Annotated in this window: 20 protein-coding genes and 1 tRNA gene; 11 read left to right on the top strand and 10 right to left on the bottom strand. The window is 70.7% G+C overall.

Features of this window, described 5'->3' with window-relative positions; translation table 11 throughout:
* Positions 1-16 precede the first annotated feature (16 nt).
* The 5 genes from ACIP4Y_RS22855 (at position 17) to ACIP4Y_RS22835 (ending at position 3,480) form a co-directional block, all read left to right on the top strand.
* On the top strand, positions 17-706 hold the full coding sequence (locus tag ACIP4Y_RS22855; protein ID WP_401396424.1) for a class E sortase: 690 nt from the start codon (positions 17-19) through the stop codon (positions 704-706).
* Positions 707-769: 63 nt separating this feature from the next.
* On the top strand, positions 770-931 hold the full coding sequence (locus tag ACIP4Y_RS22850; RefSeq protein ID WP_030344318.1) for a hypothetical protein: 162 nt from the start codon (positions 770-772) through the stop codon (positions 929-931).
* Positions 928-1,566, top strand: a complete 639-nt coding sequence (locus ACIP4Y_RS22845; protein ID WP_358635832.1) for an aminodeoxychorismate/anthranilate synthase component II — start codon at positions 928-930, stop codon at positions 1,564-1,566. The genes ACIP4Y_RS22850 and ACIP4Y_RS22845 overlap by 4 nt, the downstream gene beginning before the upstream one ends.
* Positions 1,563-2,693: a class E sortase gene (locus ACIP4Y_RS22840; RefSeq protein ID WP_401396419.1), complete on the top strand. Its 1,131-nt coding sequence runs from the start codon at positions 1,563-1,565 to the stop codon at positions 2,691-2,693. Before ACIP4Y_RS22845 ends, ACIP4Y_RS22840 begins: the two co-directional genes overlap by 4 nt.
* Positions 2,694-2,721: 28 nt before the next feature.
* On the top strand, positions 2,722-3,480 hold the full coding sequence (locus ACIP4Y_RS22835; protein ID WP_401396416.1) for a class E sortase: 759 nt from the start codon (positions 2,722-2,724) through the stop codon (positions 3,478-3,480).
* A 1,075-nt stretch (positions 3,481-4,555) separates the two neighbouring features.
* Here the strand turns inward: ACIP4Y_RS22835 and pknB are convergent.
* The 6 genes from pknB to ACIP4Y_RS22805 all read right to left on the bottom strand — a co-directional run bounded on the left by pknB (position 4,556) and on the right by ACIP4Y_RS22805 (position 12,834).
* Positions 4,556-6,568 (bottom strand): Stk1 family PASTA domain-containing Ser/Thr kinase, encoded by a 2,013-nt coding sequence (gene pknB / locus ACIP4Y_RS22830; protein ID WP_401396413.1) that lies wholly within the window; start codon positions 6,566-6,568, stop codon positions 4,556-4,558.
* 195 nt (positions 6,569-6,763) lie between these two features.
* Positions 6,764-8,251, bottom strand: coding sequence for a peptidoglycan D,D-transpeptidase FtsI family protein (locus tag ACIP4Y_RS22825; protein ID WP_401396410.1), 1,488 nt, complete (start codon positions 8,249-8,251; stop codon positions 6,764-6,766).
* Positions 8,248-9,693 carry an FtsW/RodA/SpoVE family cell cycle protein gene (locus tag ACIP4Y_RS22820; protein WP_401396407.1) on the bottom strand — a complete coding sequence of 482 codons (1,446 nt, stop codon included), beginning with the start codon at positions 9,691-9,693 and terminating at the stop codon, positions 8,248-8,250. The genes ACIP4Y_RS22825 and ACIP4Y_RS22820 overlap by 4 nt, the downstream gene beginning before the upstream one ends.
* Before the next feature lie 27 nt (positions 9,694-9,720).
* Entirely contained in the window at positions 9,721-11,301 is a 1,581-nt protein-coding gene (locus tag ACIP4Y_RS22815; RefSeq protein ID WP_401397043.1) for a Stp1/IreP family PP2C-type Ser/Thr phosphatase, read from the bottom strand.
* A 140-nt stretch (positions 11,302-11,441) separates the two neighbouring features.
* Positions 11,442-11,969 carry an FHA domain-containing protein gene (locus ACIP4Y_RS22810; RefSeq protein ID WP_358635844.1) on the bottom strand — a complete coding sequence of 176 codons (528 nt, stop codon included), beginning with the start codon at positions 11,967-11,969 and terminating at the stop codon, positions 11,442-11,444.
* A 10-nt stretch (positions 11,970-11,979) separates the two neighbouring features.
* Positions 11,980-12,834: an FhaA domain-containing protein gene (locus ACIP4Y_RS22805; RefSeq protein ID WP_401396403.1), complete on the bottom strand. Its 855-nt coding sequence runs from the start codon at positions 12,832-12,834 to the stop codon at positions 11,980-11,982.
* Between the two features lie 429 nt (positions 12,835-13,263).
* On the opposite strand from ACIP4Y_RS22805, the gene ACIP4Y_RS22800 reads away from it, so the two are divergent.
* The 6 genes from ACIP4Y_RS22800 to ACIP4Y_RS22775 all read left to right on the top strand — a co-directional run bounded on the left by ACIP4Y_RS22800 (position 13,264) and on the right by ACIP4Y_RS22775 (position 19,740).
* Positions 13,264-13,347: transfer RNA gene (locus ACIP4Y_RS22800), tRNA-Leu, on the top strand.
* Positions 13,348-13,645: 298 nt separating this feature from the next.
* The gene (locus tag ACIP4Y_RS22795) at positions 13,646-15,607 is read left to right on the top strand and encodes an ATP/GTP-binding protein (RefSeq protein WP_401396400.1); all 1,962 of its coding nucleotides are present in this window, start codon (positions 13,646-13,648) and stop codon (positions 15,605-15,607) included.
* 122 nt (positions 15,608-15,729) lie between these two features.
* Positions 15,730-16,890 carry an FG-GAP-like repeat-containing protein gene (locus tag ACIP4Y_RS22790; RefSeq protein ID WP_401397041.1) on the top strand — a complete coding sequence of 387 codons (1,161 nt, stop codon included), beginning with the start codon at positions 15,730-15,732 and terminating at the stop codon, positions 16,888-16,890.
* Positions 16,891-16,979: 89 nt separating this feature from the next.
* On the top strand, positions 16,980-18,461 hold the full coding sequence (locus ACIP4Y_RS22785) for a DUF2252 domain-containing protein (protein WP_401397038.1): 1,482 nt from the start codon (positions 16,980-16,982) through the stop codon (positions 18,459-18,461).
* A gap of 87 nt (positions 18,462-18,548) precedes the next feature.
* Positions 18,549-19,361: a hypothetical protein gene (locus ACIP4Y_RS22780; RefSeq protein WP_401396397.1), complete on the top strand. Its 813-nt coding sequence runs from the start codon at positions 18,549-18,551 to the stop codon at positions 19,359-19,361.
* A gap of 49 nt (positions 19,362-19,410) precedes the next feature.
* Positions 19,411-19,740: a rhodanese-like domain-containing protein gene (locus ACIP4Y_RS22775; protein WP_358636054.1), complete on the top strand. Its 330-nt coding sequence runs from the start codon at positions 19,411-19,413 to the stop codon at positions 19,738-19,740.
* Positions 19,741-19,792: 52 nt separating this feature from the next.
* On the opposite strand, the gene ACIP4Y_RS22770 is transcribed toward ACIP4Y_RS22775, so the two are convergent.
* From ACIP4Y_RS22770 to paaC, 4 genes are all read right to left on the bottom strand, one after another.
* Complete coding sequence (locus ACIP4Y_RS22770) at positions 19,793-20,935, bottom strand: acyl-CoA dehydrogenase family protein (RefSeq protein ID WP_401396394.1); 1,143 nt, start codon at positions 20,933-20,935, stop codon at positions 19,793-19,795.
* Positions 20,936-21,053: 118 nt separating this feature from the next.
* Positions 21,054-22,118 (bottom strand): 2Fe-2S iron-sulfur cluster-binding protein, encoded by a 1,065-nt coding sequence (locus ACIP4Y_RS22765; protein ID WP_401396391.1) that lies wholly within the window; start codon positions 22,116-22,118, stop codon positions 21,054-21,056.
* Positions 22,118-22,654: a 1,2-phenylacetyl-CoA epoxidase subunit PaaD gene (paaD, locus tag ACIP4Y_RS22760; RefSeq protein WP_401396388.1), complete on the bottom strand. Its 537-nt coding sequence runs from the start codon at positions 22,652-22,654 to the stop codon at positions 22,118-22,120. The genes ACIP4Y_RS22765 and paaD overlap by 1 nt, the downstream gene beginning before the upstream one ends.
* The gene (gene paaC / locus ACIP4Y_RS22755) at positions 22,648-23,349 is read right to left on the bottom strand and encodes a 1,2-phenylacetyl-CoA epoxidase subunit PaaC (protein ID WP_401397035.1); all 702 of its coding nucleotides are present in this window, start codon (positions 23,347-23,349) and stop codon (positions 22,648-22,650) included. Before paaC ends, paaD begins: the two co-directional genes overlap by 7 nt.
* Positions 23,350-23,351 lie beyond the last annotated feature (2 nt).

Genomic DNA, 23,351 nt, shown 5'->3' with positions numbered 1-23,351 from the left:
CGTCCGGGAGCCGCCGGTGCGCGTGATCGTCAGAACCGTCAGCGAGCTGTGCCTCACGGTCGGCACCCTGATCGTGCTCTTCGTCGGCTACGTGCTGTTCTGGACGGGCGTCCGGGCCGACAGCGCGATGAGCGACCAGATCGACCGGCTGCACGCGGAGTGGTCGCGGGGCGGCCGGCCGCAGACCGCGGCAGCGCCGGGGCCGTCCGAGGCGGCAGAGGCTCCGAAGCCGTACACACCCGGCGAACCGTTTGCCCTCATGTACGTCCCGCGGCTCGGTTCCACGTGGAACAAGCCGGTGCTTGAGGGCACCGGGAGCGGCACCCTAAAGAAGGGCCTCGGCCACTACGCGAGCACCGCGCGGCTCGGCCGGCAGGGGAACTTCGCCGTCGCCGGGCACCGGCGGACGTACGGCGATCCGTTCAAGGACTTCCCCCGGCTGCGGCCGGGCGACGCGATCGTGCTCACGGACGGAACCACCTGGTTCACGTATCGGATCGACAAAGGCCCTTACAAAACGGTGCCGACCGATGTCGAGGTGATCGACCCTGTCCCACGTAAGTCCGGGTATACGCGTCCGGGCCGGTATCTGACCCTGACCACGTGCGATCCGGAATGGGGGCACAGTCACCGGCTGATCGTCTGGGCGCACCTGGATTCCACCCAGCGTGTGGAGGCAGGCGAACCGAGGGCTCTGCGCCGTTAGTCTGGTGACGTACGGCGTGGGTCTGGTGCCGTAGGGGATACGGAAGGGACGGCAAGGGACGGCATGTACGGCTGGATCTGGCGGCATCTGCCGGGCAACGCGTGGGTGAAGGCGCTCCTCTCGCTCCTACTGATCCTGGCCGTGGTCTACGTCCTGTTCCAGTACGTCTTCCCGTGGGCCGAACCGCTCCTGCCCTTCAACGATGTGACGGTGGACAACCAGTGAGTGCGCGGATTCTCGTCGTCGACAACTACGACAGCTTCGTCTTCAACCTCGTCCAGTACCTGTACCAGCTGGGCGCCGAGTGCGAGGTCCTGCGCAACGACGAGGTGTCGACCTCGCACGCCCAGGACGGCTTCGACGGCGTGCTGCTCTCGCCCGGCCCCGGGACGCCGGAGGAGGCGGGCGTGTGCGTGGACATGGTCCGGCACTGCGCGGCCACCGGGGTGCCGGTGTTCGGCGTGTGCCTCGGCATGCAGTCGATGCAGGTGGCGTACGGCGGTGTGGTCGACCGGGCGCCCGAGCTGCTGCACGGCAAGACCTCGCCGGTCGAGCACGAGGGCAAGGGCGTCTTCGCCGGCCTCCCCTCGCCCTTCACGGCGACCCGCTACCACTCGCTGGCCGCCGAGCCCGCCACGGTGCCGGCCGAGCTGGAGGTGACCGCCCGCACCCACGACGGGATCATCATGGGCCTGCGCCACCGTGAACTCCCGGTCGAGGGCGTGCAGTTCCATCCCGAGTCGGTGCTGACCGAGCACGGGCACCGGATGCTGGCCAACTGGCTGGCGGAGTGCGGCGACCAGGGTGCCGTGGCGAGGTCGGCGGGGCTCGCCCCGGTGGTGGGCAGGGCCACGGCGTGACCGCCCTGCGCCCCGAGCGCGAGGACTTGTACGGCGGCGGGAGTCCGTACGAGTCCTCCGCCGGTGCGCGGCCGTACGCGGGACGGCGGCCGGATCCGCCGACGGCGCCGATGCCCCGGCTGACCGAGGCCGACCTGGCGGGACCGCTGCCTCCTGCCGCGCCTGGCACCGTGCCGGCCGGCATGCCCGTGGTCGACGAGGAGACGATGGCCCTGCGGATCCCGGCGCGAGCCGGATCCGGCCCGGAGAGCGAGCCCACAGGCGGTTCTACGGCCCCTTCGGCCTCTGCCGCCTACGGAGCCGCTCAGGGCGGCCGTGCGGCCCGGAGAAAGGCCGCCAAGCGCCGTGGCGGGCGGCACGGCGGGGCCCGGGAGACGACGGCTCCCCCGGCCCAGCGGGACCCGCAGCGGCCCCTGACCCGGGTGGAGGCCCGGCGGCAGGCCCGGCTGCGCAAGGCCAGCCCGGCCACCGTCGCGAGCCGGGTGATCGGCGAGGTGTTCATCACCACCGGCGTGCTGATGCTGCTGTTCGTGACCTACCAGCTGTGGTGGACCAACGTCCGCGCGCACGCGCAGGCCGGCAGCGAGGCGCACCAGCTCCAGGACGACTGGGCCAGCGGCAAGCGGAACCCGGGTGTCTTCGAGCCGGGGCAGGGCTTCGCGATCCTGCACATCCCGAAGCTGGACGTGGTGGCGCCGATCGCGGAGGGCATCAGCAACAAGAGGGTGCTCGACAAGGGCATGGTCGGGCACTACGGCGAGGCCCCGCTGAAGACGGCGATGCCCGACGCGAAGACCGGCAACTTCGGGCTCGCGGCGCACCGCAACACGCACGGTGAGCCGTTCCGGTACATCAACCGGCTCGAGGCCGGTGACGCGGTCGTGGTCGAGACGCAGGACACGTACTTCGTGTACAAGGTGACCTCGATGCTGCCGGTCACCCCGCCGTCCAACACCAGCGTGCTCGATCCCGTCCCGCCCGGTTCCGGTTTCACCAAGCCCGGCCGCTACATCACCCTCACCACCTGCACGCCGGAGTTCACCAGCAAGTACCGGTTGATCGTCTGGGGCAAGATGGTCCAGGAACGCCCGCGCAGCAAGGGCAAGCCGGACGCGCTCATCGAGTAGGGCTTCACCGAGTAGGGGCAGAGGAACTGTGGCAGCGACCGCCGACGAGACCGACGAGACCACGGACGCGTCCGAACCGGTTCCGGATACGGCCCTGCGCCGCCGGCGCCCCGGCCGGATCGCGCTGGCGGTCAGCGTCTTCGGGGAACTCCTCATCACGGCGGGTGTGCTGCTCGGCCTGTTCGTCGTCTACTCGCTGTGGTGGACGAACGTGATAGCGGACCGCAAGGCCGACCGGCAGGCCGACGAGGTGCGCGAACACTGGGCGCAGCAGCAGGAGTCCGGTCCCGGCGCGCTCGACACGAAGGACGGCATCGGGTTCCTGCACGTGCCGGCGATGAGGAACGGCGAGGTGCTGGTCGAGAAGGGCACCGGCACGGACGTCCTCAACGACGGTGTGGCCGGCTACTACACCGACCCGGTCAAGGCCACGCTGCCCACCACCGGCAAGACGGGCAACTTCGCCGTCGCCGCCCACCGGGACGGGCACGGCGCGAAGTTCCACAACATCGACAAGATCGAGAAGGGCGACCCGATCGTCTTCGAGACCCGGGACGACTGGTACGTCTACAAGGTCTACGCGGTCCTCCCCGAGACCTCGAAGTACAACGTCAAGGTCCTCTCGGCGGTCCCCGAGGAGTCCGGCGCGAAGAAGCCCGGCCACTACATCACCCTGACGACCTGCACCCCCGTGTACACCTCCCGCTACCGGTACGTGGTGTGGGGGGAACTGGTCCGCGTGGAGAAGGTGGACAGCAGGCGGACGCCGCCGGCGGAGCTGCGCTGATTCAACTGACCCTCCTGTCCGCAGGGACAAGGTCACTGCAGACAGGAGACGGTACCTTATATGAGCGGGATGGCACGCCGCCGCTCAAGTGAGGGTTTTTGAAGCAGGCACCACGTCTTAAGTGTCGAAGTTTTCCTGCGTATACCCGTAGCTTCCGTCGCTCCCCTTCACCCACACCTCAACGAGATAACTCGTCCCTTCCTTGAGGTCTCCAGTCTTCCAAGAAGTGCACTGACCAGCCGTAAGGCCTCGAGAACTTACCGTACGATCATCATAGGAGTAGCCATCCTGGTCGGTGTCTATTCCGACAACAATCCACTTACCGTCTGCTCTGCTGTCGCATGCTCTGATTGCATCGCCGGGTATTGACCCACTCGGATCATCGTTGAATTGCCCGTACCCGAATTTCTCGTGGAACCCGTTGTATACGGGAAGTGAATACGGTGCTGCCATTGCTGAACCGCTCACTCCGAGCGCTAGGGTCAGTGCGCATGACGCTGTGGCGGTAACCTTCAGGATCTTCCCTTTATGTTGCCTCATAATCTCAATTGCCTCGCAGAAATTGGGCTATGTGTCTGGAACAGCCTCATCATATCTACATGCAGTCGAGCGGTGAGAGCTATTTTGCGCCAAGGTGGTAGGTCGCGGGCGGTGTGCGGCCAGGCGAATCTCTTTTACGTGCTTCTTGGGTGCAGTGTCCTAAGGGAGCCGAGCACCGTCGGTGAGCCAGCAGACGGTTCAAGCCATCATGTCTGCAACAACGGACGCTGTGGCCGAGCTCCGCCATGTCTCTAGACTGATCACATTCCAGGACTGCAGAGGGTGATCTCCGAGCGAGGGGATGACGGCCAAACACAGTAATTATCGTGATGTCTGCACGCGCTCGGCGTACGCAATTAGCTGCGGTCAGGTGGCCAACCTGTCGTTGATTTACAGGCGAATGCTTATCTAGTCAGGAGGAGGTCATGTCGAAATGAGGCGATGCTGTATTCAAGGCCGTGGCAGTATGACTTAAGCTGACAGGGCCCTGCGCCCCGAGTTCTACCGTTGTGCAGGGCCATCTGCGCCGTTTGTATTATCCGTCGGCGCCGCCAAAGATCCCGCCATTGTTGTTATTGCCGTTGCTGCCATTGTTCCCGCCGCCGAAGCCTACGGTCGTCAGGGTGATCGTGGTGCCGGCCGGGTCGTCGACCTGCTCGTTTTGCTTCGGGTCCTGCTGGGCGACGAGCGCGGTGTCACTGCTGTCGCTGCCCGGGCTGAACTGGATGTTGGTGAAGCCAGCGGCGTTCAGTAGCTGCTTGGCCACAGCGACTGTGCGGCCACGGACGTCCGGGACCTGCGTCTTTTGCTTTTCCTGCACCTTGCCGACGTTGATCGCGACGGCCGTGTTCTTGGAAACCTGCTGGCCTGCCGAAGGATTGGTCGAGAGGACCTTGCCGTTCTGTTGCGGGTCGCTGGTGGGGGTGTCGTTGCACGTCGGGGCCAGACCCTTGGCCTGGATCTCGGCCTTCGCCTCGTCGCAGGACTTGCCGGTGACGTCGGGGACGGTCACCTTCTCCTCGGCCTTGGCGATGATGAGGGTGATGTCAGAACCCTTTTGCCGCTGCTTGCCGCCGATCGGGTCCTGGTCGAGCACGGTGTTCGGGATCTCCGTGGAGATGCGGGTCTCCGTCTTCACCGTGAACTTGTAGTCGTCGCTCTCCAGCTTCGCCTTGGCATCGTCGAGACTGAGGCCGATGACGCTGGGCACGGTGACCTTCGGCGCGCCCGTGGACACCACCAGGGAGATCGTGTCGTTCCTGTTGACCTGCGTGCCGGCCGTCGGGTCTTGGGAGCAGACGTTACCCTTCGGCTGGTTCTCACAGGCCTTGCGGATCGGTTCCGCTAGCCTTAGGTCGGAGTTCACCGCCATTTTCTGGGCTTCTTGGTAGGTGTGGCCGACGAAGTTCGGTGCGTCCAAGGTCTGGTCGGCGTTCTTGTCGCTGAAGGCCCACTTGCCGATCAGGATCGCGCCGATCAGGACCAGCAGGCCCGCGACCACCAGCAGGATCGTGGAGGTGTTGGACTTCTTCTGCTGGCGGCGGCGGTCCGGGCGGTCGTCGTAGCCGTAGCCGCCGTCGTCCGGGTTCATCGGCGGGAGCATGGCGGTCGCCCCGGCCGCGGACTCCGAGCGCAGGGCGGTCGTCGCCTGGTCGTCGGGGTAGCCGCCGTAGCCGACAGCGCCCATCCCGGCCGCGGCCGCGACCGGCTGGCCGTCCAGGCACGCCTCGATGTCGGCGCGCATCTCGTCGGCCGACTGGTAGCGGTAGTTCGGGTCCTTGACCAGTGCCTTCAGGACGATCGCGTCCATCTCCGGCGTGATCTCGGGGTCGAAGACCGACGGGGGTTGCGGTTCTTCCCGGACGTGCTGGTAGGCCACGGCCACCGGGGAGTCGCCCACGAAGGGGGGCCGTACCGTCAGCAGCTCGTAGAGCAGGCACCCCGTCGAATACAGGTCCGAGCGGGCGTCGACCTGCTCGCCCTTGGCCTGCTCCGGGGAGAGGTACTGGGCCGTGCCGATGACCGCCGCGGTCTGGGTCATGGTCATGCCGGCGTCGCCCATGGCGCGGGCGATGCCGAAGTCCATCACCTTGACCTGGCCGTTACGGGTCAGCATGACGTTGGCCGGCTTGATGTCGCGGTGGACGATGCCGTTGCGGTGCGCGTACTCCAGGCCCTGGAGGATGCCGATGGTCATCTCCATCGCGCGCTCGGGCAGCAGCTTGCGGCCGGAGTGCAGCAGCTCGCGGAGCGTGGATCCGTCGACGTACTCCATCACGATGTACGGGATGGAGACCCCGTCGATGTAGTCCTCGCCCGTGTCGTAGACCGCGACGATCGCGGGATGGTTGAGCGAGGCGGCCGACTGGGCCTCCCGGCGGAACCGGGCCTGGAAGGACGGGTCGCGTGCGAGGTCCGCACGCAGCGTCTTCACCGCCACGGTGCGGCCGAGGCGGGTGTCATGCGCGAGGTAGACCTCTGCCATGCCACCGCGGCCGAGCACCTGGCCCAGCTCGTACCGGCCGCCGAGGCGACGCGGCTCTTCCATAGCTACCTACCAGCCCTCTCCGTCGGTCTCGGCCGCGCACCCGTGTGCACGGCCGGAGGCTGCCGTCCGGGCCTACCGTACCCGGCTCGCTCTGTGTGACCTGGCCAAGCCCGTAACCCGATACAGGACCGGTATCGCAACGTGCGGCGTTGTGAAGGGGATGTGAGCGGCCTCACTCCCGGTGATCGGCTGCGGTCACTTCTTGGAGTCGATGACCGCCTCCATGACGTTCTTCGCGATCGGCGCGGCCAGGCCGCCACCGGAGATGTCGTCGCGGTTGGCGCCCTCGTCCTCGATCACCACGGCCACGGCGACCGGGGAGCTGCCGTCGGGCAGCTTGGCGTAGGAGATGAACCACGCGTACGGGTTCTCGCTGTTCTCGACACCGTGCTGGGCGGTACCGGTCTTGCCGCCGACCTTGACGCCGTCGATCTTCGCGCGCGTGCCGGTGCCCTTCTCGACCACCGTCTGCATCATGTCCTGCAGTATCTGCGCGTTCTTCGGCGACAGCGGCCGGCTCAGCTCCTCCGGCTGGGTCGTGGCGACCGGGTCCAGGTTGGAGGACTGCAGGGAGTCGACCATGTACGGCTTCATCAGCTTGCCGTCGTTGGCGACCGCGGAGGCGACCATGGCCATCTGCAGCGGGGTGGCGGCGGTGTTGTACTGGCCGATGGAGGACAGCGCGGTCTGCGACTGGTTCATGTCGTCGGAGAACACCGAGGCGCTGGAGCGGACCGGGGTGAACTGCTCGGAGGTGAAGCCGAACTTCTTCGCCTCGTCGAGCATCTTGTCGTTGCCGAGGTCGGAGCCGATCTTGCCGAAGACCGTGTTGCAGGAGTACTGGAGCGCGACCCGCATGGTCGCGTTCTCGCAGGGGATGTTGCCCTCGTTCTTCAGCTGGGTCGTGGTGCCCGGCATGGTCCACGGCAGCGGCGAGTCGGTCTTCTCGTCGGCCGAGGTGTACTTGCCGTTCTCCAGCGCCGCGGCGGCCGTGACCACCTTGAAGGTGGAGCCCGGCGGGTAGGTCTCGCGCAGCGCCCGGTTCAGCATCGGGTCGTTGGGGTTGTACTTCTTCTGGAGCTTCTTCCAGGCCGCGGCGTCGTCGTTGGTGTTCCCCGCGAAGGACGAGGGGTCGTACGACGGGTAGGAGGCCAGCGCCAGGATCTTGCCGGTGGAGGGGTCCAGGGCGACGACCGCGCCCTTGCCGCCCTGGTTCTTCAGGCCGTCGAACGCGGCCTTCTGCGCGGCGGCGTTGAGCGTGGTGACGACGTTGCCGCCCTGCTGCTCCTTGCCGGTGATCATGTCGAGGGTCTTGCGGAAGAACAGCCGGTCGTCGTCGCCGGTGAGGATGCCGTCTTCCAGGGACTCCAGCTGCGTGGCGCCGAAGGCCTGCGAGGCGTAGCCGGTGACCGGCGCCCACATGGGGCCGTTCTTGTAGGTGCGCTTGTACTTCAGGTCGTTCAGGCCGGTCTTGCTGGTCAGGGTGGACCCGGTGATCGGGTCGCCGCCGGACACGATGATGTCGCCCCGCGGGGTGGCGTAGCGGGCGATCGTGACGCGGCGGTTCTTCGGGTCGTCCTTGAGCTTGTCGGCCCGGACGTACTGAAGGTAGTTGTCGCGCAGCAGCAGGGTGAGGACGAGGAGGCCGCAGAAGATCGCGATCCGGCGCAGGGGCTTGTTCATGACGGGCGGACCACCTGGGTCATTTCGGCGTCGGGGTCGGCAGCGGGGGCGGGCGCCGGACGGCGGGCTGTGTCGCTGATGCGGATCAGGACGCCGATCAGCGCCCAGTTGGCGATGACGGACGAACCACCGTAGGCGAGGAACGGCATCGTCATACCGGTCAGCGGGATGAGGCCCATCACACCGCCGGCGACGACGAAGACCTGGAGTGCGAAGGCGCCGGACAGGCCGATGGCGAGCAGCTTGCCGAACGGGTCGCGGGCGGCGAGGGCGGTGCGCACGCCGCGCTCCACGATCAGGCCGTAGATCAGCAGGATCGCCATGATGCCGGCCAGGCCCAGCTCCTCGCCGAAGGTGGCGAGGATGAAGTCGGAGTTGGCGGCGAACCGGATCAGCTCGGAGTGGCCCTGGCCCCAGCCGGTGCCGAGGGTGCCGCCGGAGCCGAACGCCCACAGGGCCTGCTGGAGCTGGTCGGAGTGGACGCCGGTGACGCCGGGGGTGCGGCTGAGCGTGTACTCACGCATCGGGTCGAGCCAGGCCTGCACACGAACCTTGATGTGCGGCTCGAAGCTGGCCACGCCGATGGCGCCGGCGGCGGACATCAGCAGACCGAAGACGATCCAGCTGGTCCGCTCGGTGGCGACGTACAGCATGATCACGAACATGCCGAAGAACAGCAGCGAGGTGCCGAGGTCGGTCTCGAAGACGAGGATGAGGATCGAGATCGCCCAGACGACGAGGATCGGGCCGAGGTCGCGGCCGCGTGGCAGGTATAGCCCCATGAAGCGGCGGCTGGCGAGCGCGAGCGCGTCCCGCTTGACCATCAGGTAGCCCGCGAAGAACACCGCCAGCACGATCTTGGCGAACTCACCGGGCTGGATGGTGAAGCTGCCGATCGCGATCCAGATCTTGGCGCCGTACACGTCCGCGCCGAGGCCCGGGACCAGCGGCAGGAGCAGCAGGAACAGCGCGGCCACCATGGAGATGTAGGTGTAGCGCTGCAGCGTGCGGTGGTCCTTGAGGAAGACCAGTACCGCCACGAACAGCGCGATGCCCATCGCCGTGTAGATCAGCTGGTTGGTCGCCTTGCCGCCCGCGACATGGATCTGTTGGAGCAGCTTGGACTGGTCCAGCCGCCAGATGCACACCAGTCCCAGCCCGTTGAGCAGGGTGGCGAGCGGCAGCAGCAGCGGATCGGCGTACGGGGCGAACTTCCGTACGACGAGGTGGGCGACGCCCGCGAGTAGGCCAAGTCCGAGGCCGTAGCTCAGCAAGCCGGTGGGGACCCGGCCGTCGAGGGCCAGGCCCACGTTGGCATAGGCGAACACCGGGATGACCACGGCGAAGACCAGCAGGGCCAGCTCGGTGTTGCGACGGCTCGGCGCGCCGATGGCGCCGATCGTGGACGTGTGATGCGTCGGCGGGTTCGTAGTACTGCTCATCGTGTGACAGGGCCTCTCACGGCTTGCCTACTGCTTACCGCACAGCGAGACGACCTTCTGCTCATCCTCCGAGAGAGTGGGGCCGGGGCTGGGGGTCGCGGACGGGGTCGTGGACGGAGACTTCGAAGGGGACGCCGGCGACGTCGGGGACGTCGGTGACGTCTTCGAGGCCGACGGGTTCGGGGTCGGGGAGGCCTTGGTGAAGGCGGTCTGCGTGGTGGTGCCCTTGGTGCCGCCGGTCTTCCCGGCGCCCTTCTGGGCGTTCTTCTGGGCGTTCTTCGCGGTCTCGGCGGCCTTGCGCTCGGCCTGCTTGCGGCAGGCGGAGGCCTGCACGGCCAGCTCCTCGACCTTGGTCTGGGCCGCCTGCAGCCCGCCCTCCGCGATCGTGGCCTTCACCTGCTTCTGCTGGTACGGCGGCAGGTACTTGAGTTCGATCTCGGGGTGGTCCCTCTCCACCTTCGACAGCGACACCCAGGCCAGGTCCTGGCTGATCCCGCGGTACAGCGCGACGTGCTCGTCCTTGGCGCCGACGTAGTACTGGGTCTGCGTCCAGCGGTAGCCGCCGTACAGGCCGCCGCCGACGACGGCGAGGGCGAGGGCGCCGTAGAGCGAGGTCTTCAGCCATCTGCGCTGCTTGCGCGGCTTGGTCAGCTCGTCCTCGGCGTAGTCGCCGAAGCCGCCGGCCGGGACGTAGCCGGTGGTGTCGCCGGAGCCGGGCGGGCCGAACTCGCCGCCGCCGTGCCCCTGGCCCTGGCGGCCCAGGTGGGAGGCGCGGCCGGCCGGGGTCTGCATGATGCCGTTGTCGTGCAGGTGGTGCTGGTTCTCGGCGACGGCGCCGACCACGACCGGCTGGTCGGACAGCTGCCCGGCGAGGGTGTCGCCGGTGTCCAGGTCGAGCACGTCGGCGACGATGACGGTGATGTTGTCGGGGCCGCCGCCGCGCAGGGCGAGCTGGATCAGCTCCTGCACGGTCTCCTGCGGGCCCTGGTAGCTGGCGAGGGTCTCCTCCATCGTCTGGTGGGAGACCACGCCGGACAGGCCGTCGGAGCAGATCAGGTAGCGGTCGCCGGCCCGGACCTCGCGGATCGACAGGTCGGGCTCGACGTGGTCGCCGCTGCCGAGGGCGCGCATCAGCAGGGAGCGCTGCGGGTGGGTGGTGGCCTCTTCCTCGGTGATCCGGCCCTCGTCCACCAGCCGCTGCACCCAGGTGTGGTCCTGGGTGATCTGGGTGAGCACTCCGTCACGCAGGAGATACGCGCGCGAGTCGCCGACGTGCACCAGGCCGAGCCGCTGGCCGGTCCACAGCAGCGCGGTGAGGGTGGTGCCCATGCCTTCGAGCTGGGGGTCCTCCTCGACCATGGCGCGCAGCTGGTCGTTGGCGCGCTGCACGGCGACGCCGAGGGAGGTGAGGATGTCGGAGCCGGGCACGTCGTCGTCGAGCGTGACCAGGGTGGAGATCACCTCGGAGGAGGCGACCTCGCCCGCGGCCTGGCCGCCCATGCCGTCGGCGATGGCGAGCAGGCGCGGACCGGCGTAACCGGAGTCCTCGTTGCCCTCCCGGATCATGCCTTTGTGCGATCCGGCGGCAAAGCGCAGTGACAGACTCATGCGCACCTCGCCCGTCGGCTCCGGGTACAGCCGGTCGTGTCGAGCCACACTGCCCACCCTCCGGTTGGGAGCGCGCCGGAGACCGGGTGGCGGCCTGCCGCTGCGTGCTCGCTCCGCTCGCGCTTATTCATGACGTAGCACTACTTCCGCAGCTCGATTGCGGTCTTGCCGATGCGGATCGGCGCGCCCAGCGGGATCGGCGTGGGGGTCGTCAGCCGGGACCGGTCCAGGTAGGTGCCGTTGGTGGAGCCGAGATCCTCGATGATCCACTGGCCGTCGCGGTCCGGGTAGATCCTGGCATGGCGGCTGGAGGCGTAGTCGTCGTCCAGCACGATCGTGGAGTCGTGCGCCCGGCCCAGGGTGATCGTCTGGCCCTGCAGCGCGACGGTGGTGCCGGTCAGTGTGCCCTCGGTCACGACCAGCTTGGAGGGGGTGTTGCGGCCCCGGCGGCCGCCGCCCTGCTGGCCGCGCTGCGGCGGCGGAGTGGCCTGCTGCCGGGTCTGCTGCCGGCCGGACTGCTGCGGCCGGGCCGCCTCCCTACGCGATCCGCGCTGGGTGACGCGCGTACCGAACAGGTCGCTCCGGATGACCTGCACGGCCACGATCACGAACAGCCACAGTACGGCCAGGAAACCCAGCCGCATGACCGTGAGGGTCAGCTCTGACATTGCCCCCGCTTCACCCTTCGGCTTGCCTATAGATAACGGTGGTGCTGCCCACGACGATCCGCGAGCCGTCGCGGAGCGTAGCGCGGGTGGTGTGCTGCCCGTCCACCACGATGCCGTTGGTGGAACCGAGATCCTGGATCGTCGAGGGCGTTCCGGTCCGGATCTCGCAGTGCCGGCGGGAGACGCCGGGGTCGTCGATCCGCACGTCGGCGTCGGTGCTGCGGCCCAGCACCAGCGTCGGGCGGGAGATCTGGTGGCGGGTGCCGTTGATCTCGATCCAGTAGCGGGTGCGCGCGCCGCTCATCGGTGCCGCGGCGGGCCGCTGGGTGGCGGGCTGCGGGTAGCCGTACCCGCCGGGGCGGGCGCCGGGCGGCGGCGCGGCCGGCATCGGGGGCACGCCCGCGGGGGCGGCCGGCGGGTAGCCGTAACCGCCCGGGGCGCTCTGCGCGGGGCGTCCGGCGGGCGGCTGCGGCGCCGCCTGCTGACTGCTGGAGGAGGCGAGGGTGCGCGAGCGCACCCGGTACAGGCCGGTGTCCAGGTCCTCGGCCTTCTCCAGGTTGACCTTGATCGGACCCATGAAGGTGTAGCGCTGCTGCTTGGCGTAGTCGCGCACCATGCCGGCCAGCTCGTCGCCGAGCTGCCCGGAGTAGGGGCTGAGGCGCTCGTAGTCCGGCGCGCTCAGCTCCACGATGAAGTCGTTGGGTACGACGGTCCGGTCACGGTTCCAGATGGTGGCGTTGTTGTCGCACTCCCGCTGGAGCGCTCCGGCGATCTCCACGGGCTGGACCTCGGACTTGAAGACCTTGGCGAAGGTGCCGTTCACCAGACCTTCGAGACGCTGCTCGAACTTCTTCAGGACTCCCATGGGGCACCTCCTCCGTCCCTGCCGTCGTCTTGCCTGCTCTGTGCCGCTGCCTTGCCGGGTACTGCCGGTACTGCTTACTGATCGTATCTACGCGCCCGCCAATCAGCCGGTTCCCCCAGCGGCTCCCCTTGGAACTCCTGGCGCGTGTCCTGCTGTCATGGATCGTAGAGGCGGGCCGCAACCAGTGTCCCGCACCCGGCTGTGGACCCGGTCCGCCTCCGGGGGAGATGACCGGGACCGGTACGAGGTTGATACGAGAAGCGCGTCTCCCTGATACGCACGCCCGTCCGAGCGCCGTCCCGCGCGCGCCCTGGTGGCGGGGAAGGTACGGGCGGGAAGCGATGTGAATCCACCCCGTACGGCGTGCTAATGTTCTGCGTGTCGGAAGGGGCCGGCCCGAAAGGGCAGGAGCCGGAAGACACACCCAATGCGCGGGTGGCGGAATAGGCAGACGCGCTGGATTCAGGTTCCAGTGCCCGCAAGGGCGTGGGGGTTCAACTCCCCCCTCGCGCACAGAGAAACCGATGAAACGGGTCTCTGCCGGTGACGGAAGTCACCGCAGGGGCCCGTTTCTCGTTGTGTTCCGAGGTGTGAGGGATGGCACAGCCGGGCGCTGTTGGTCTCGTTGGTGAGCTATCTCACGGGCTGGGTCGCGCTGTTGCCGCCGTGCCCGGGAGCGACATCCGGGTCAGAGCGTCATGTTCATGCTGTTAGCCTCCTCGCACGCGCGTGGGGGGAGCGGCCGGGGGGGCCGGAGGGGCGCAGCGTTGCCGTACCTCCGCCCATGCCTCCCCTGCTCTCTGGAGGAACGGTGGCCCGACTCGGCTCACACCGGCACAGACCCCGGCCCGGATCACGCCCGGTACGACGGACCGCGGCCGTCCTCGCGGCGGCGCTCGGCCTCGGCCTGCCCCTCGCGCCCACGCCCGCGGCGGCGGTGCCGGCCGCGCCCACGGTCTCCGCGGGGGAGCTGGTGCTGCCCGCCGCCGCGCGGGCCGTCCCCCGGTTCACCTGCATCCTCAACGCCGGGACCAGCGGCTTCCTGTGGGTGCAGGAGGGCGACGACCGGTACCTGTGGACGGACTACGCCACCGGCACCACCACCGCGCTGGAACAGCGCCTGCCGGTCCCGCTGCAGTACGACATCGACAACGGCACCTACCTCGGGGACGTCTCCTTCGCACCCGGCCACTACGGGGACGGGTCGGACACCGTCGCCCTCTACTCGGAGGAGGACGCCCAGGTCACCCTCGTCCGGGGCGCGGGAACCTCCGGTGGCACCACCGTGGTGCCGGTGCCCGAGGGCCACACGTACGAGGGCACCTTCGGGGACACCGTCCTCACCGGCACGAGCAACCCGGGCGCCTTTCAGCTCGTACGGGCCGACGACGGCGAGGTCCGCGGGACGCCGGTGACGGGGCTGCCCGGCGGCGCCCACGACATCCGCGTCGAGGACGGCGACGCACGGTCCGTCATCCTGCGCTACCAGACCGAGGACGGCAGCCACTGGAGCATCGTCGACCTCGCCACCGGCGCGGCGGAGGCGCTGCCCGACCGGCCCAGCCCGCAGGAGGGCTGGGAGGTGACCGGCTTCCGGCTGAGCCCCGGCTCGGTGCTGCGGCTGCGCACCGGACGCGGCAAGGCGGACCTGTTCGACCGGGCCGACCCGGCCGCGGCGCCCCGCACCCTGGAGACGAGTGCGCTGTCGTACCAGGCCGCCTACGGCGTCGTCGGCTCGGCACTGCTGGGCGTCGAGCCGATGTCGCCGGGCGACGACAAGTATCGGGGCCAGCCCCTGTTCGCCCTCGGCTCCGACGGCTCGGACACGGCCCTGACCAAGGTCATGGACCCGGCCGCCCGTCAGCTCGTCCAGGCTCCGGACGGCTCCGTCCTGGTGGCGGGCGCCGCGCAGTACGTCGACCGGGGCGACCTCGACTGGGGCGTGTACCGGGTCGCCCAGGGCGCCGACGGCTCGGTCACCCGCAGCCGGCTGACCGCCGTACAGCCGATGCCCGCGCAGGTCCACGGACTCTCCCTCGGCAGCGGCATCCTCACCACCGCCGACGACAGCACGCTCTACGAGCCGCACACGGTCATCGGTGCCTACCGCAGCACCTGGCTCACCACGAGCGGCACCCCGAGCCCTTCGCGGACCACCGTGGACGGGCTGGTCAGCGGCTGGGACGGGCCCTGCGACGAGACCACGCCCCGCTGCATCCGGATGTTCGCCGACGGCACCGGCCACCACGGCCGCCGTGACCCCACCGAGTCCGGCCTGACCATGCTCCGCTCCAACGGCGCCGCCGACTGGGGCCCGACCCTCGACACAGGCGACGACTCCCCGCAGCTCGCGGACCTCTCCGGGCGGTACGCCGTCGTGGACGGCGCCTCCTCCGGCAAGCAGTACATCGGTGAGTTCGCCACCGCCGGGTCCGGCAAGGTCCTGCTCAAGCGCGACCGGGCCGCCGCGGCCGTGTGGGGCTCCACCCTGTGGAGCGGCGCGGCGAGCGGCGGCAAGGTCACGGCCACCCGGCTGCCCGCGGGGACCGCCGTCGAGTCCTTCACCACGCGCAACGGCTGCACCCCGTCCGACCTCCAGGCCGTGGACCGCTTCGTGTACTGGTGTGCCGGGACACCTGGGGCGACGCACACGGCGCCGGCCTGTACGACCGTACGACCAAGCGCACTTCCACCGCCCCGGACGGCCGGGTCCTGCTCGGGGACGGATACCTGGTCGAGCGGGTTCCCGGCACCCAGTCGGACAGCGGGCTGAGGCTGCTCGACCTGCACAACGGGCTGCCGGCCGGCGGCAGTCACACCGACCTGCCGAGCCGCAAGCTCGCCGACTGGACCGACATCGGCCGGGAGAACACCGGCGCCGGGACCAGCTGGACCGTGGACCGGTTCGGCGGCGGCGTCGCCTACGCCGACCGCGACCAGCGCGTGCACGTCGTACCGGCCGGTGTTCCGGCGTCCCCCCTCACGGCCGTCGACGCCACGGTCACCGCGGGATCCGCGAACTGGTCCGGCACCTGGTGGCTGTCCAAGCCCGCCGCCGACTGGAAGGTGACCGTCCGTCGGAAGGCGTCCGGCACCACCGTCCGCACGCTCTCCGGCGCCACGGCCCGGGGGCAGCTGACGGCCGCCTGGGACGGCAGGGACAGCGCGGGCCGCCTGGTCACCAACGGCACCTACACCTGGACCCTCACCGCCCGGCCCGCCGACGGCCAGGGCGCCGCGCTCACCCTCTCCGGAGACGTCAAGGTGACCGCGGGAGCCGCCACACCGCGCGACTACGCCGGCAACGACGGGGTCGGTGACGTCCTCACCCTCAGCTCCTCCGGCACCCTCACCGTCCGGCGCGGCACCGGCACGGGCACGCTGGGCGGCACGGTCTCCGGCGCGGGCTGGCCGGCCACCGCCCAGGTGGTGCCGTTCGGCGACCTGGACGGCGACCGCTGCAACGACGTGCTGGTCCGCACCGGCGGCGCCCTGCGGGCCTACCGCCCGGCCTGCGGCAAGGCCCCGACGCCCGGCACGCCGTACACCTCGCTGGGCACCTCCGGCTGGAACGCGTACGACGTCCTCACCTCCCCCGGCGACGTCAACGGCGACGGCCGTCCCGACCTGGTCGGCCGCCAGTCCTCGACCGGAGACGTCTACCTCTTCAAGGGCACGGCCGGCGGCAAGCTCTCCGCCCGCACGAAGACCGCCTCGCACTGGACCGGCTACAAGAAGATCACCGGCGCCGGTGACCTCAACGGCGACGGCCGCGGTGACCTCCTCGTCCAGGACACGTCCAACGAGCTGTGGCGGTACGAGGCGAACACCACGAGCACGGGCGGTTTCAAGGCCCGGGTCAGGGTGTTCGCCGACTGGGGCGCGTCCTACAACGCGGTCGTCGGCGCCGGCGACTTCACCGGTGACGGCCGAGCGGACCTCGTGGCCCGCGACACCTCCGGCACCGTGTGGCGCTGCGACGGCAACGGCAAGGGCTCGTTTGGGGGCCGTGTGAAGATCGCGACGGGGTGGAAGGGGTACGGCACGGTCGTGTGACGGCAGCCCCTCCGCAGCCGCCGCGCCGGCGGACTTTTCCACAGGGTCTGACGCGTTTCGGTCACCGGTTGTACGGTCTCTCCGAGTTGATGTTCGTGCCGGCGCCCGTGCGTTCGGCTGGTTCGGGGGAGGCGGTCGGTGTGACCGGAAGCGGTGTGGGCGCGGCGGACGCGGCGGACGGGGGTGCGCGCCGGCTGCCCCGGGTGCGCGGGTTCGCCCCGTGGCCGCCGCAGGGCTCGCCGAAGGAGGAGGGCAAGGCGCTGCGGAGAAGCGTGCCGCGCTCCGCCCACGGCGCGCTCGACCTGGACGCCGCCCGGCCCGACGCGGTGAGCGCGGTGGCCGGGTCCAACGCCGGCCGCATCCCCGAGCTGACCCCGCTGCGCGTGGGCCGGATGGCGGCCACCCCCTTCGCCTTCCTGCGCGGCGCGGCCGGACTCATGGCGTACGACCTCGCCCGCACCCCCACGACCCGGATCGGCACCCAGATCTGCGGTGACGCGCACGCCGCCAACTTCGGCCTGTACGGCGACGCCCGCGGCGACCTCGTCATCGACCTCAACGACTTCGACGAGACCGTGCACGGCCCCTGGGAATGGGACCTCAAGCGGCTCGCCGCCTCGCTGGTGCTCGCCGGCCGGGAGGCGGGCGCCGACGAGGACACCTGCCGCGCCGCGGCCCGGGACGCGGCCGGCGCCTACCGCCGCACCCTGCGGCTGCTCGCCAAGCTGCCCGTGCTCGACGCCTGGAACGCCATCGCGGACGAGGAGCTCGTCTCCCACACCGACGCCCACGACCTGCTCGGCACGCTCCAGCGGGTCTCGGAGAAGGCCCGGGCCAACACCAGCGGCCGGTTCGCCGCGAAGTCGACCGAGGCGGCGCCCGACGGCGGACGCCGGTTCGTGCCCGCCCCGCCGGTGCTGCGCCGCGTCCCGGACGCCGAGGCCGCCGCGGTCGCCGCGTCCCTGGAGGCGTACGTCGACACCCTCGGCGAGGACCGCCACCCCCTGCTCGCCCGGTACGCCGTGCACGACGTCGCCTTCCGCGTGGTCGGCACCGGCAGCGTCGGCACCCGGTCCTACGTGGTCCTGCTCCTCGACCACCGCGACGAGCCCCTGGTCCTCCAGGTGAAGGAGGCCCGCCCCTCCGCGCTCGTCCCGCACCTGCTCACGGCGGGTTTCGAGGCGCCCGCGGTGCCGCACGAGGGCCGCCGGGTGGTCCTCGGGCAGAAGCGGATGCAGGTCGTCAGCGACACCCTGCTGGGCTGGACCACCGTGGAGGGGCGCCCCTACCAGGTGCGCCAGTTCCGCAACCGGAAGGGCAGCGTCGACCCGGCCGCCCTCGCCGCCGACCAGATCGACGACTACGGACGCATGACCGGCGCCCTGCTGGCCCGCGCCCACTCCCACAGCGCCGACCCCCGGCTGATCGCCGGGTACTGCGGCAAGAACGAGGAACTGGACGAGGCGATCGCCGCCTTCGCCGTCGCCTACGCCGACCGCACGGAGGCGGACCACGCCGACCTGATCGCGGGCATCCGGGCGGGGCGGATCGAGGCCGAGCCGGGGGTCTGAGGGGATTCCCGGGGTGTTGTGAGGGGTTTCCCGGGAGCGGGGAGCCGCACCCCGGTCCGAGCCGGGGGCAGCGGCTACGCTGGGCGGGTGACGACCCCGGAAGCCGACCCGTCCCAGGCCCCCCGCCCCGAGGAACGGCTGGAACAGGCCGTGCGGGCCGCCGAGCAGGCGTTGATCGAGTACGAGATCGCCGTGGAGACCTTCCGCGTCGAGGTCGAGAACTTCGCCCGCCTGCACGAACAGCGCCTCGGCCCGCTCTACGCCCGCATCGAGGAACTGGACGCCGAGATCGCCGAGGCGAAGGCCGCCCGCACCGGTGACCCCGAGGACATCCGCCGTGCGCAGGAGGCCCGTGCCCGGGTGCTGCCGATGCCCGGCGTGGAGGACCTGCTGCACGGCTGGATGGACGGCGACGGCCTGTTCCCGGAGGCCGTCGCCATGCTCACCGACCAGCCGGTACGGCCCCCGCAGCGGGTACGGCCCAGCGAGGAAGCCCGCAAGCTCTACCGCGAGCTGGCCCGCAAGGCCCACCCCGACCTGGCCCAGGAGGAAGCGGAGCAGAAGCGGCGGGAGGAGTTCCTCGGCCGGGTCAACGCCGCCTACGCCCGCGGTGACGAGACCCTGCTCAGGGAGCTGGCCGCGGAGTGGGCGGCCGGGCCGGTTCCGCCCGAGCGCCGTCCGAGTCCCGCCGAGGAGCTGTACGCCCGCCTCGAATGGCTCGCCCAGCGCAAGGAACTGCTCACCCTCGTCGCCCGGGAACTGGAGGAGGGTGCGATCGCCGGCATGCTGCGGCTCGCCCCGGACGATCCCGACGGGCTGCTGGACGAGATCGCCGGCCGGCTGCGCGGCGACATCGCCCAGCGGGAGGCGGAACTGGCCTCCCTGCTGGGACAGGACTGACCCGCCCCGGGCTTCGGGTAGCGTCGGAGCCATGAATTTCGGAGCTGGTGTGCCCACGGTCCAGATCACGGACCTCAAGGACGGCGACTTTCTGCTGGACGTCCGCGAAGACGACGAGTGGCAGGCGGGCCACGCCGAGGGAGCCCTGCACATTCCCGTCAGCGAGTTCGTGGCCCGCTACGGCGAGCTGACCGAGGCCGCCCCGCAGGACGGCCGTGTCCACGTCATCTGCCGCTCGGGCGGCCGTTCCGCCCAGGTCACGATGTACCTGGTCCAGCAGGGCATCGACGCGGTCAACGTCGACGGCGGCATGCAGCACTGGCAGACCACCGGCCGCCCGGTCGTCACCGACGAGGGCAAGCCGGGCTTCGTCCTGTAGGTCCGGCCCTGACGGCCCCTGTCGGTCGAGTGGGACGGGGGCCGGTCCGGTGTCAGGCGAGGGGATGCGCGGCCAGGAGGTCGCCGAGCCGTTCCTCGTACGCCGCCGCCGGGCCGAGCGCCAGCTCCAGGTGCTTGGCCCAGGCGTGGTAGCGGTGCAGCGGATAGTCGGTGTCGGCGCCGAACCCGCCGTGCAGATGCTGTGCCGTCTGCACCACCCGCCGTACCCCCTCCGCCGCCCAGATCTTCGCCACCGCCAGGTCCCCGGCGACGGGCAGCGCCCCCGGGGCACCCGAGGCGATCCGCCACGCGGCCTGCCACAGGGTGGCCTCCATGGCGCGCAGGTCGATGTACCGGTCCGCGGCCTGCACGGCCACCGCCTGGAACGTCGCGATCGGATACCCGAACTGCTCCCGCTTGCCGGTGTACTCGCCGGTCATCCGCAGCACCTGCTCGCCCAGCCCGAGCGCCAGCGCGCACGTGCCCGTCACCAGCAGCGCGTGCAGCCACTCCCAGGCGCCGTCGGCCTCGATCACCTCGCCGGGCTCCACCCGGACCGACCGCAGCCGCAGCTCGGCAAGCCGCTCACCGCTGGTGGAGACCTGCTCGGCGAGCACCAGCCCCGCCGCCTCGCGCGGCACCAGCGCGAGCACGGTCCGGTCGCCCGCCGCGCCCTCGACGTGCGCGGGCACGACGACCAGGTCCGCGTCGTACGCCCACGGCACCGCCGTCTGCACCCCGTCCAGCAGCCACGCCGGCCCCTCCCGCCGCGCGGCGACGGCCTGCTCGGCCGGGTCGTGGCCGGTACGGCCCTGTGCCGCGACGGTCAGCACCAGCTCGCCCCGGCCGGCCCGGGACAGCAGCCGGTCCGCCTGCTCGGGGCCGCCATAGGCCTGCACGGCCGCGGCGGCGGCGCTGTGTTCCAGCAGGGGCACCCGGGCGAGCACCCGGCCGGCCTCGCGCAGCACCAGGCACAGCGCGATCGCGTCCAGGCCCGCACCGCCGTGCTCCTCGGCCGGCAGCAGACTCAGCAGGTCCGCGTCGGCAAGCCGGGACCACAGCACCCGGTCGAAGCTCTCGGCCACGGCGCCGGTGGTGAGCGCCGGGCTGGGCACCGCGTCCGGCGCGACCCCGGCGAACACCCCCCGCGCCGCCTCGGCCGCCGCCCGCTGCTCCTCGGTGAAGGTGAAGTCCACGGCCTGTCCTCCTGGCGGGTCCGGTCATCCGGCAGCGCGTCCGGACGTCCGGACGCTGCTGCGTGGATCTGACGGGGCGTCAAGATAGAACAGGTTCTAGGAGAAGGGAACGGATGCGTCAGCGGTCGAAGTCCAGCTCCACCCTTTCCGTCAGCGGGTGCGACTGGCAGGCCAGCACATACCCGGCTTCCGTCTCCTCCGTCTCCAGCGCGAAGTTGCGGTCCATGCGCACCTCGCCCGCGACCAGGAAGGCCCGGCAGGTCCCGCACACCCCGCCCTTGCAGGCGTACGGCGCGTCCGGCCGGTTGCGCAGCACCGCCTCCAGCAGCGACTCGCCCTCCCGCACCGGCCAGCTGCCGCCGCGACCGTCGAGCCGCGCGGTGACGGTGCTGTGCGCGGGCGCCGGAACCATGGCCGCCGGAGCCGATCCCGCGTCCACGTGGAAGATCTCCTCGTGGATCCGGCCCCGCGCCACGCCCAGCTCGCGCAGCGCCTGCTCCGCGCCCTGCACCAGCCCGTACGGCCCGCACAGGAACCAGCCCGCCACCTGCTCCACCGGCAGCAGCGCGGGCAGCAGCCCCATGAGCCGCTCCCGGTCGAGCCGGCCGGACGGCAGCCCCGCCTGCTGCTCCTCCCGGGAGAGCACGGTCACCAGCTGCAGCCGCTCCGGATAGCGGTCCTTCAGGTCGGCGACCTCCTCCAGGAACATCGTCGAGGCCGCCGTACGGTCGCTGCGTACCAGACAGAACCGGGCTTCGGGTTCGCGCGCCAGCAGCGTGGCGACGATGGACAGCACCGGGGTGATGCCGCTGCCCCCGACGATCGCCGCGTACAGACCCGGCGCCGGTTCCAGCGTGAAGCGCCCCGCCGGGGTCATCACCTCCAGCTCGTCCCCGACGTTGATCTCCTTGAGCGCGTACGTCGAGAACGCCCCGCCATCGACCAGCCGCACCCCCACCCGCAGGCTGCTGGGGCCCTCGCCGGCCGGGTCGGGGGCGGGGGAGCAGATCGAGTAGGTGCGCCGGATCTCCCTGCCGTCGACCCGGCGGCGCAGTGCGAGGTGCTGGCCGGGCGCGTGCCGGTACTCCTCGCGCAGCTCGGGCGGGACGGTGAGGGTGAGGGCGACGGAGTCGTCGGTGAGCCGGTCGACCGCGGCCACCGGGAGCGGGTGGAAGCGGGCCATCACAACTCCTTGAAGTGGTCGAACGGTTCACGGCAGGCCAGGCAGCGGCGCAGCGCCTTGCACGCGGTGGAGGAGAACCGGCTCAGCAGCTCGGTGTCGGCCGAACCGCAGTGCGGGCAGCGGACCGGTTCGGTGGCGGTGTCCGTGTCGCGGGTGCGGGTCGGGCCGAGGGACAGCGGCACCGGGCCGCTGTCGTGGCGCACGCGCGGGGGAGCGATGCCGAACTCCCGGAGTTTCTCGCGCCCTTCGGGGGTGATGTCGTCCGTCGACCAGGCGGGGGAGAGCACCGTGCGGACGGTGACCTCGCGCAGGCCGTGGGCGCGCAGCACCCGCTCGATGTCGAGACTCATCGTCTCCAGGGCCGGGCAGCCGGTGTAGGTCGGGGTCAGGTCGACCTCCACCGCGTCGCTGCCCTGGAGGCGCACCGCGCGGAGCACGCCCAGCTCCCGCAGGGTGAGCACGGGCAGTTCGGGGTCGGGGACCGCGCCGGCCAGCTCCAACAGCTCCGCCTCCAGGGCGGTGGTGGCGGTCACCATGACGCCCCCGGGTGGCTGCGGTGCAGGTGCTGCATCTCGGCGAGCATCCGGCCGAACGGCTCGGTGTGCAGGCCCTGCCGGCCGGCGCCCGCCGACCAGGCGCCGGTGCGCGGGCCCTCGGGAACGGTGAGGCCGGCCCGGCCCAGCACGTCGGTGACGGACTCCAGCCAGCGCTTCTCCAAGCGGGTCCAGTCGGCGTCGAGGCCCTCCACCGGCTGGAACATCTCCCCGGTGAACCGCCACAGCGCGTCACAGGCCCGCCGCATCCGCTCGTGGCTGGTCTCCGTGCCGTCGCCGAGCCGCAGCGTCCACTGCTCGGCGTGGTCGCGGTGGTAGGCGACCTCCTTCACCGCCTTCGCGGCCAGCGGAGCGAACGGGCCGTCGCCCGCGGCGAGTTCGGCGTAGAGGAGCTGCTGGTACGTGGAGAAGTACAACTGACGGGCGATGGTGTGCGCGAAGTCGCCGTTCGGCTGCTCGACCAGCTGGAGGTTGCGGAAGGCGCGCTCCTCCCGAAGGTAGGCCAGCTCGTCCTCGTCGCCGGCCAGCGACAGCAGCACCCGGGCCTGGCCGAGCAGGTCCAGGGCGATGTTGGCGAGGGCGACCTCCTCCTCCAGGACGGGGGCGTGCCCGGCCCACTCCCCGAGACGGTGGGAGAGCACCAGGGCGTCGTCGCCGAGGGCGAGCGCGGCGGTCACCG

Source organism: Streptomyces sp. NPDC088810, assembly GCF_044750305.1.
GTDB lineage: Bacteria > Actinomycetota > Actinomycetes > Streptomycetales > Streptomycetaceae > Streptomyces.
The sequence above is the reverse complement of the archived record's forward strand: the minus strand, read 5'-3'. Positions and strand labels throughout refer to the sequence as shown.

Coding starts and splice junctions, on each gene's coding strand:
- pknB (WP_401396413.1), bottom strand. CDS start 6,568: ATGGAAGAGCCGCGTCGCCTCGGCGGCCGGTACGAGCTGGGCCAGGTG.
- ACIP4Y_RS22805 (WP_401396403.1), bottom strand. CDS start 12,834: ATGGGAGTCCTGAAGAAGTTCGAGCAGCGTCTCGAAGGTCTGGTGAAC.
- paaD (WP_401396388.1), bottom strand. CDS start 22,654: ATGGTGACCGCCACCACCGCCCTGGAGGCGGAGCTGTTGGAGCTGGCC.
- ACIP4Y_RS22785 (WP_401397038.1), top strand. CDS start 16,980: ATGTTCGTGCCGGCGCCCGTGCGTTCGGCTGGTTCGGGGGAGGCGGTC.
- ACIP4Y_RS22815 (WP_401397043.1), bottom strand. CDS start 11,301: ATGAGTCTGTCACTGCGCTTTGCCGCCGGATCGCACAAAGGCATGATC.
- ACIP4Y_RS22765 (WP_401396391.1), bottom strand. CDS start 22,118: ATGGCCCGCTTCCACCCGCTCCCGGTGGCCGCGGTCGACCGGCTCACC.
- ACIP4Y_RS22850 (WP_030344318.1), top strand. CDS start 770: ATGTACGGCTGGATCTGGCGGCATCTGCCGGGCAACGCGTGGGTGAAG.
- ACIP4Y_RS22825 (WP_401396410.1), bottom strand. CDS start 8,251: ATGAACAAGCCCCTGCGCCGGATCGCGATCTTCTGCGGCCTCCTCGTC.
- ACIP4Y_RS22820 (WP_401396407.1), bottom strand. CDS start 9,693: ATGAGCAGTACTACGAACCCGCCGACGCATCACACGTCCACGATCGGC.
- ACIP4Y_RS22810 (WP_358635844.1), bottom strand. CDS start 11,969: ATGTCAGAGCTGACCCTCACGGTCATGCGGCTGGGTTTCCTGGCCGTA.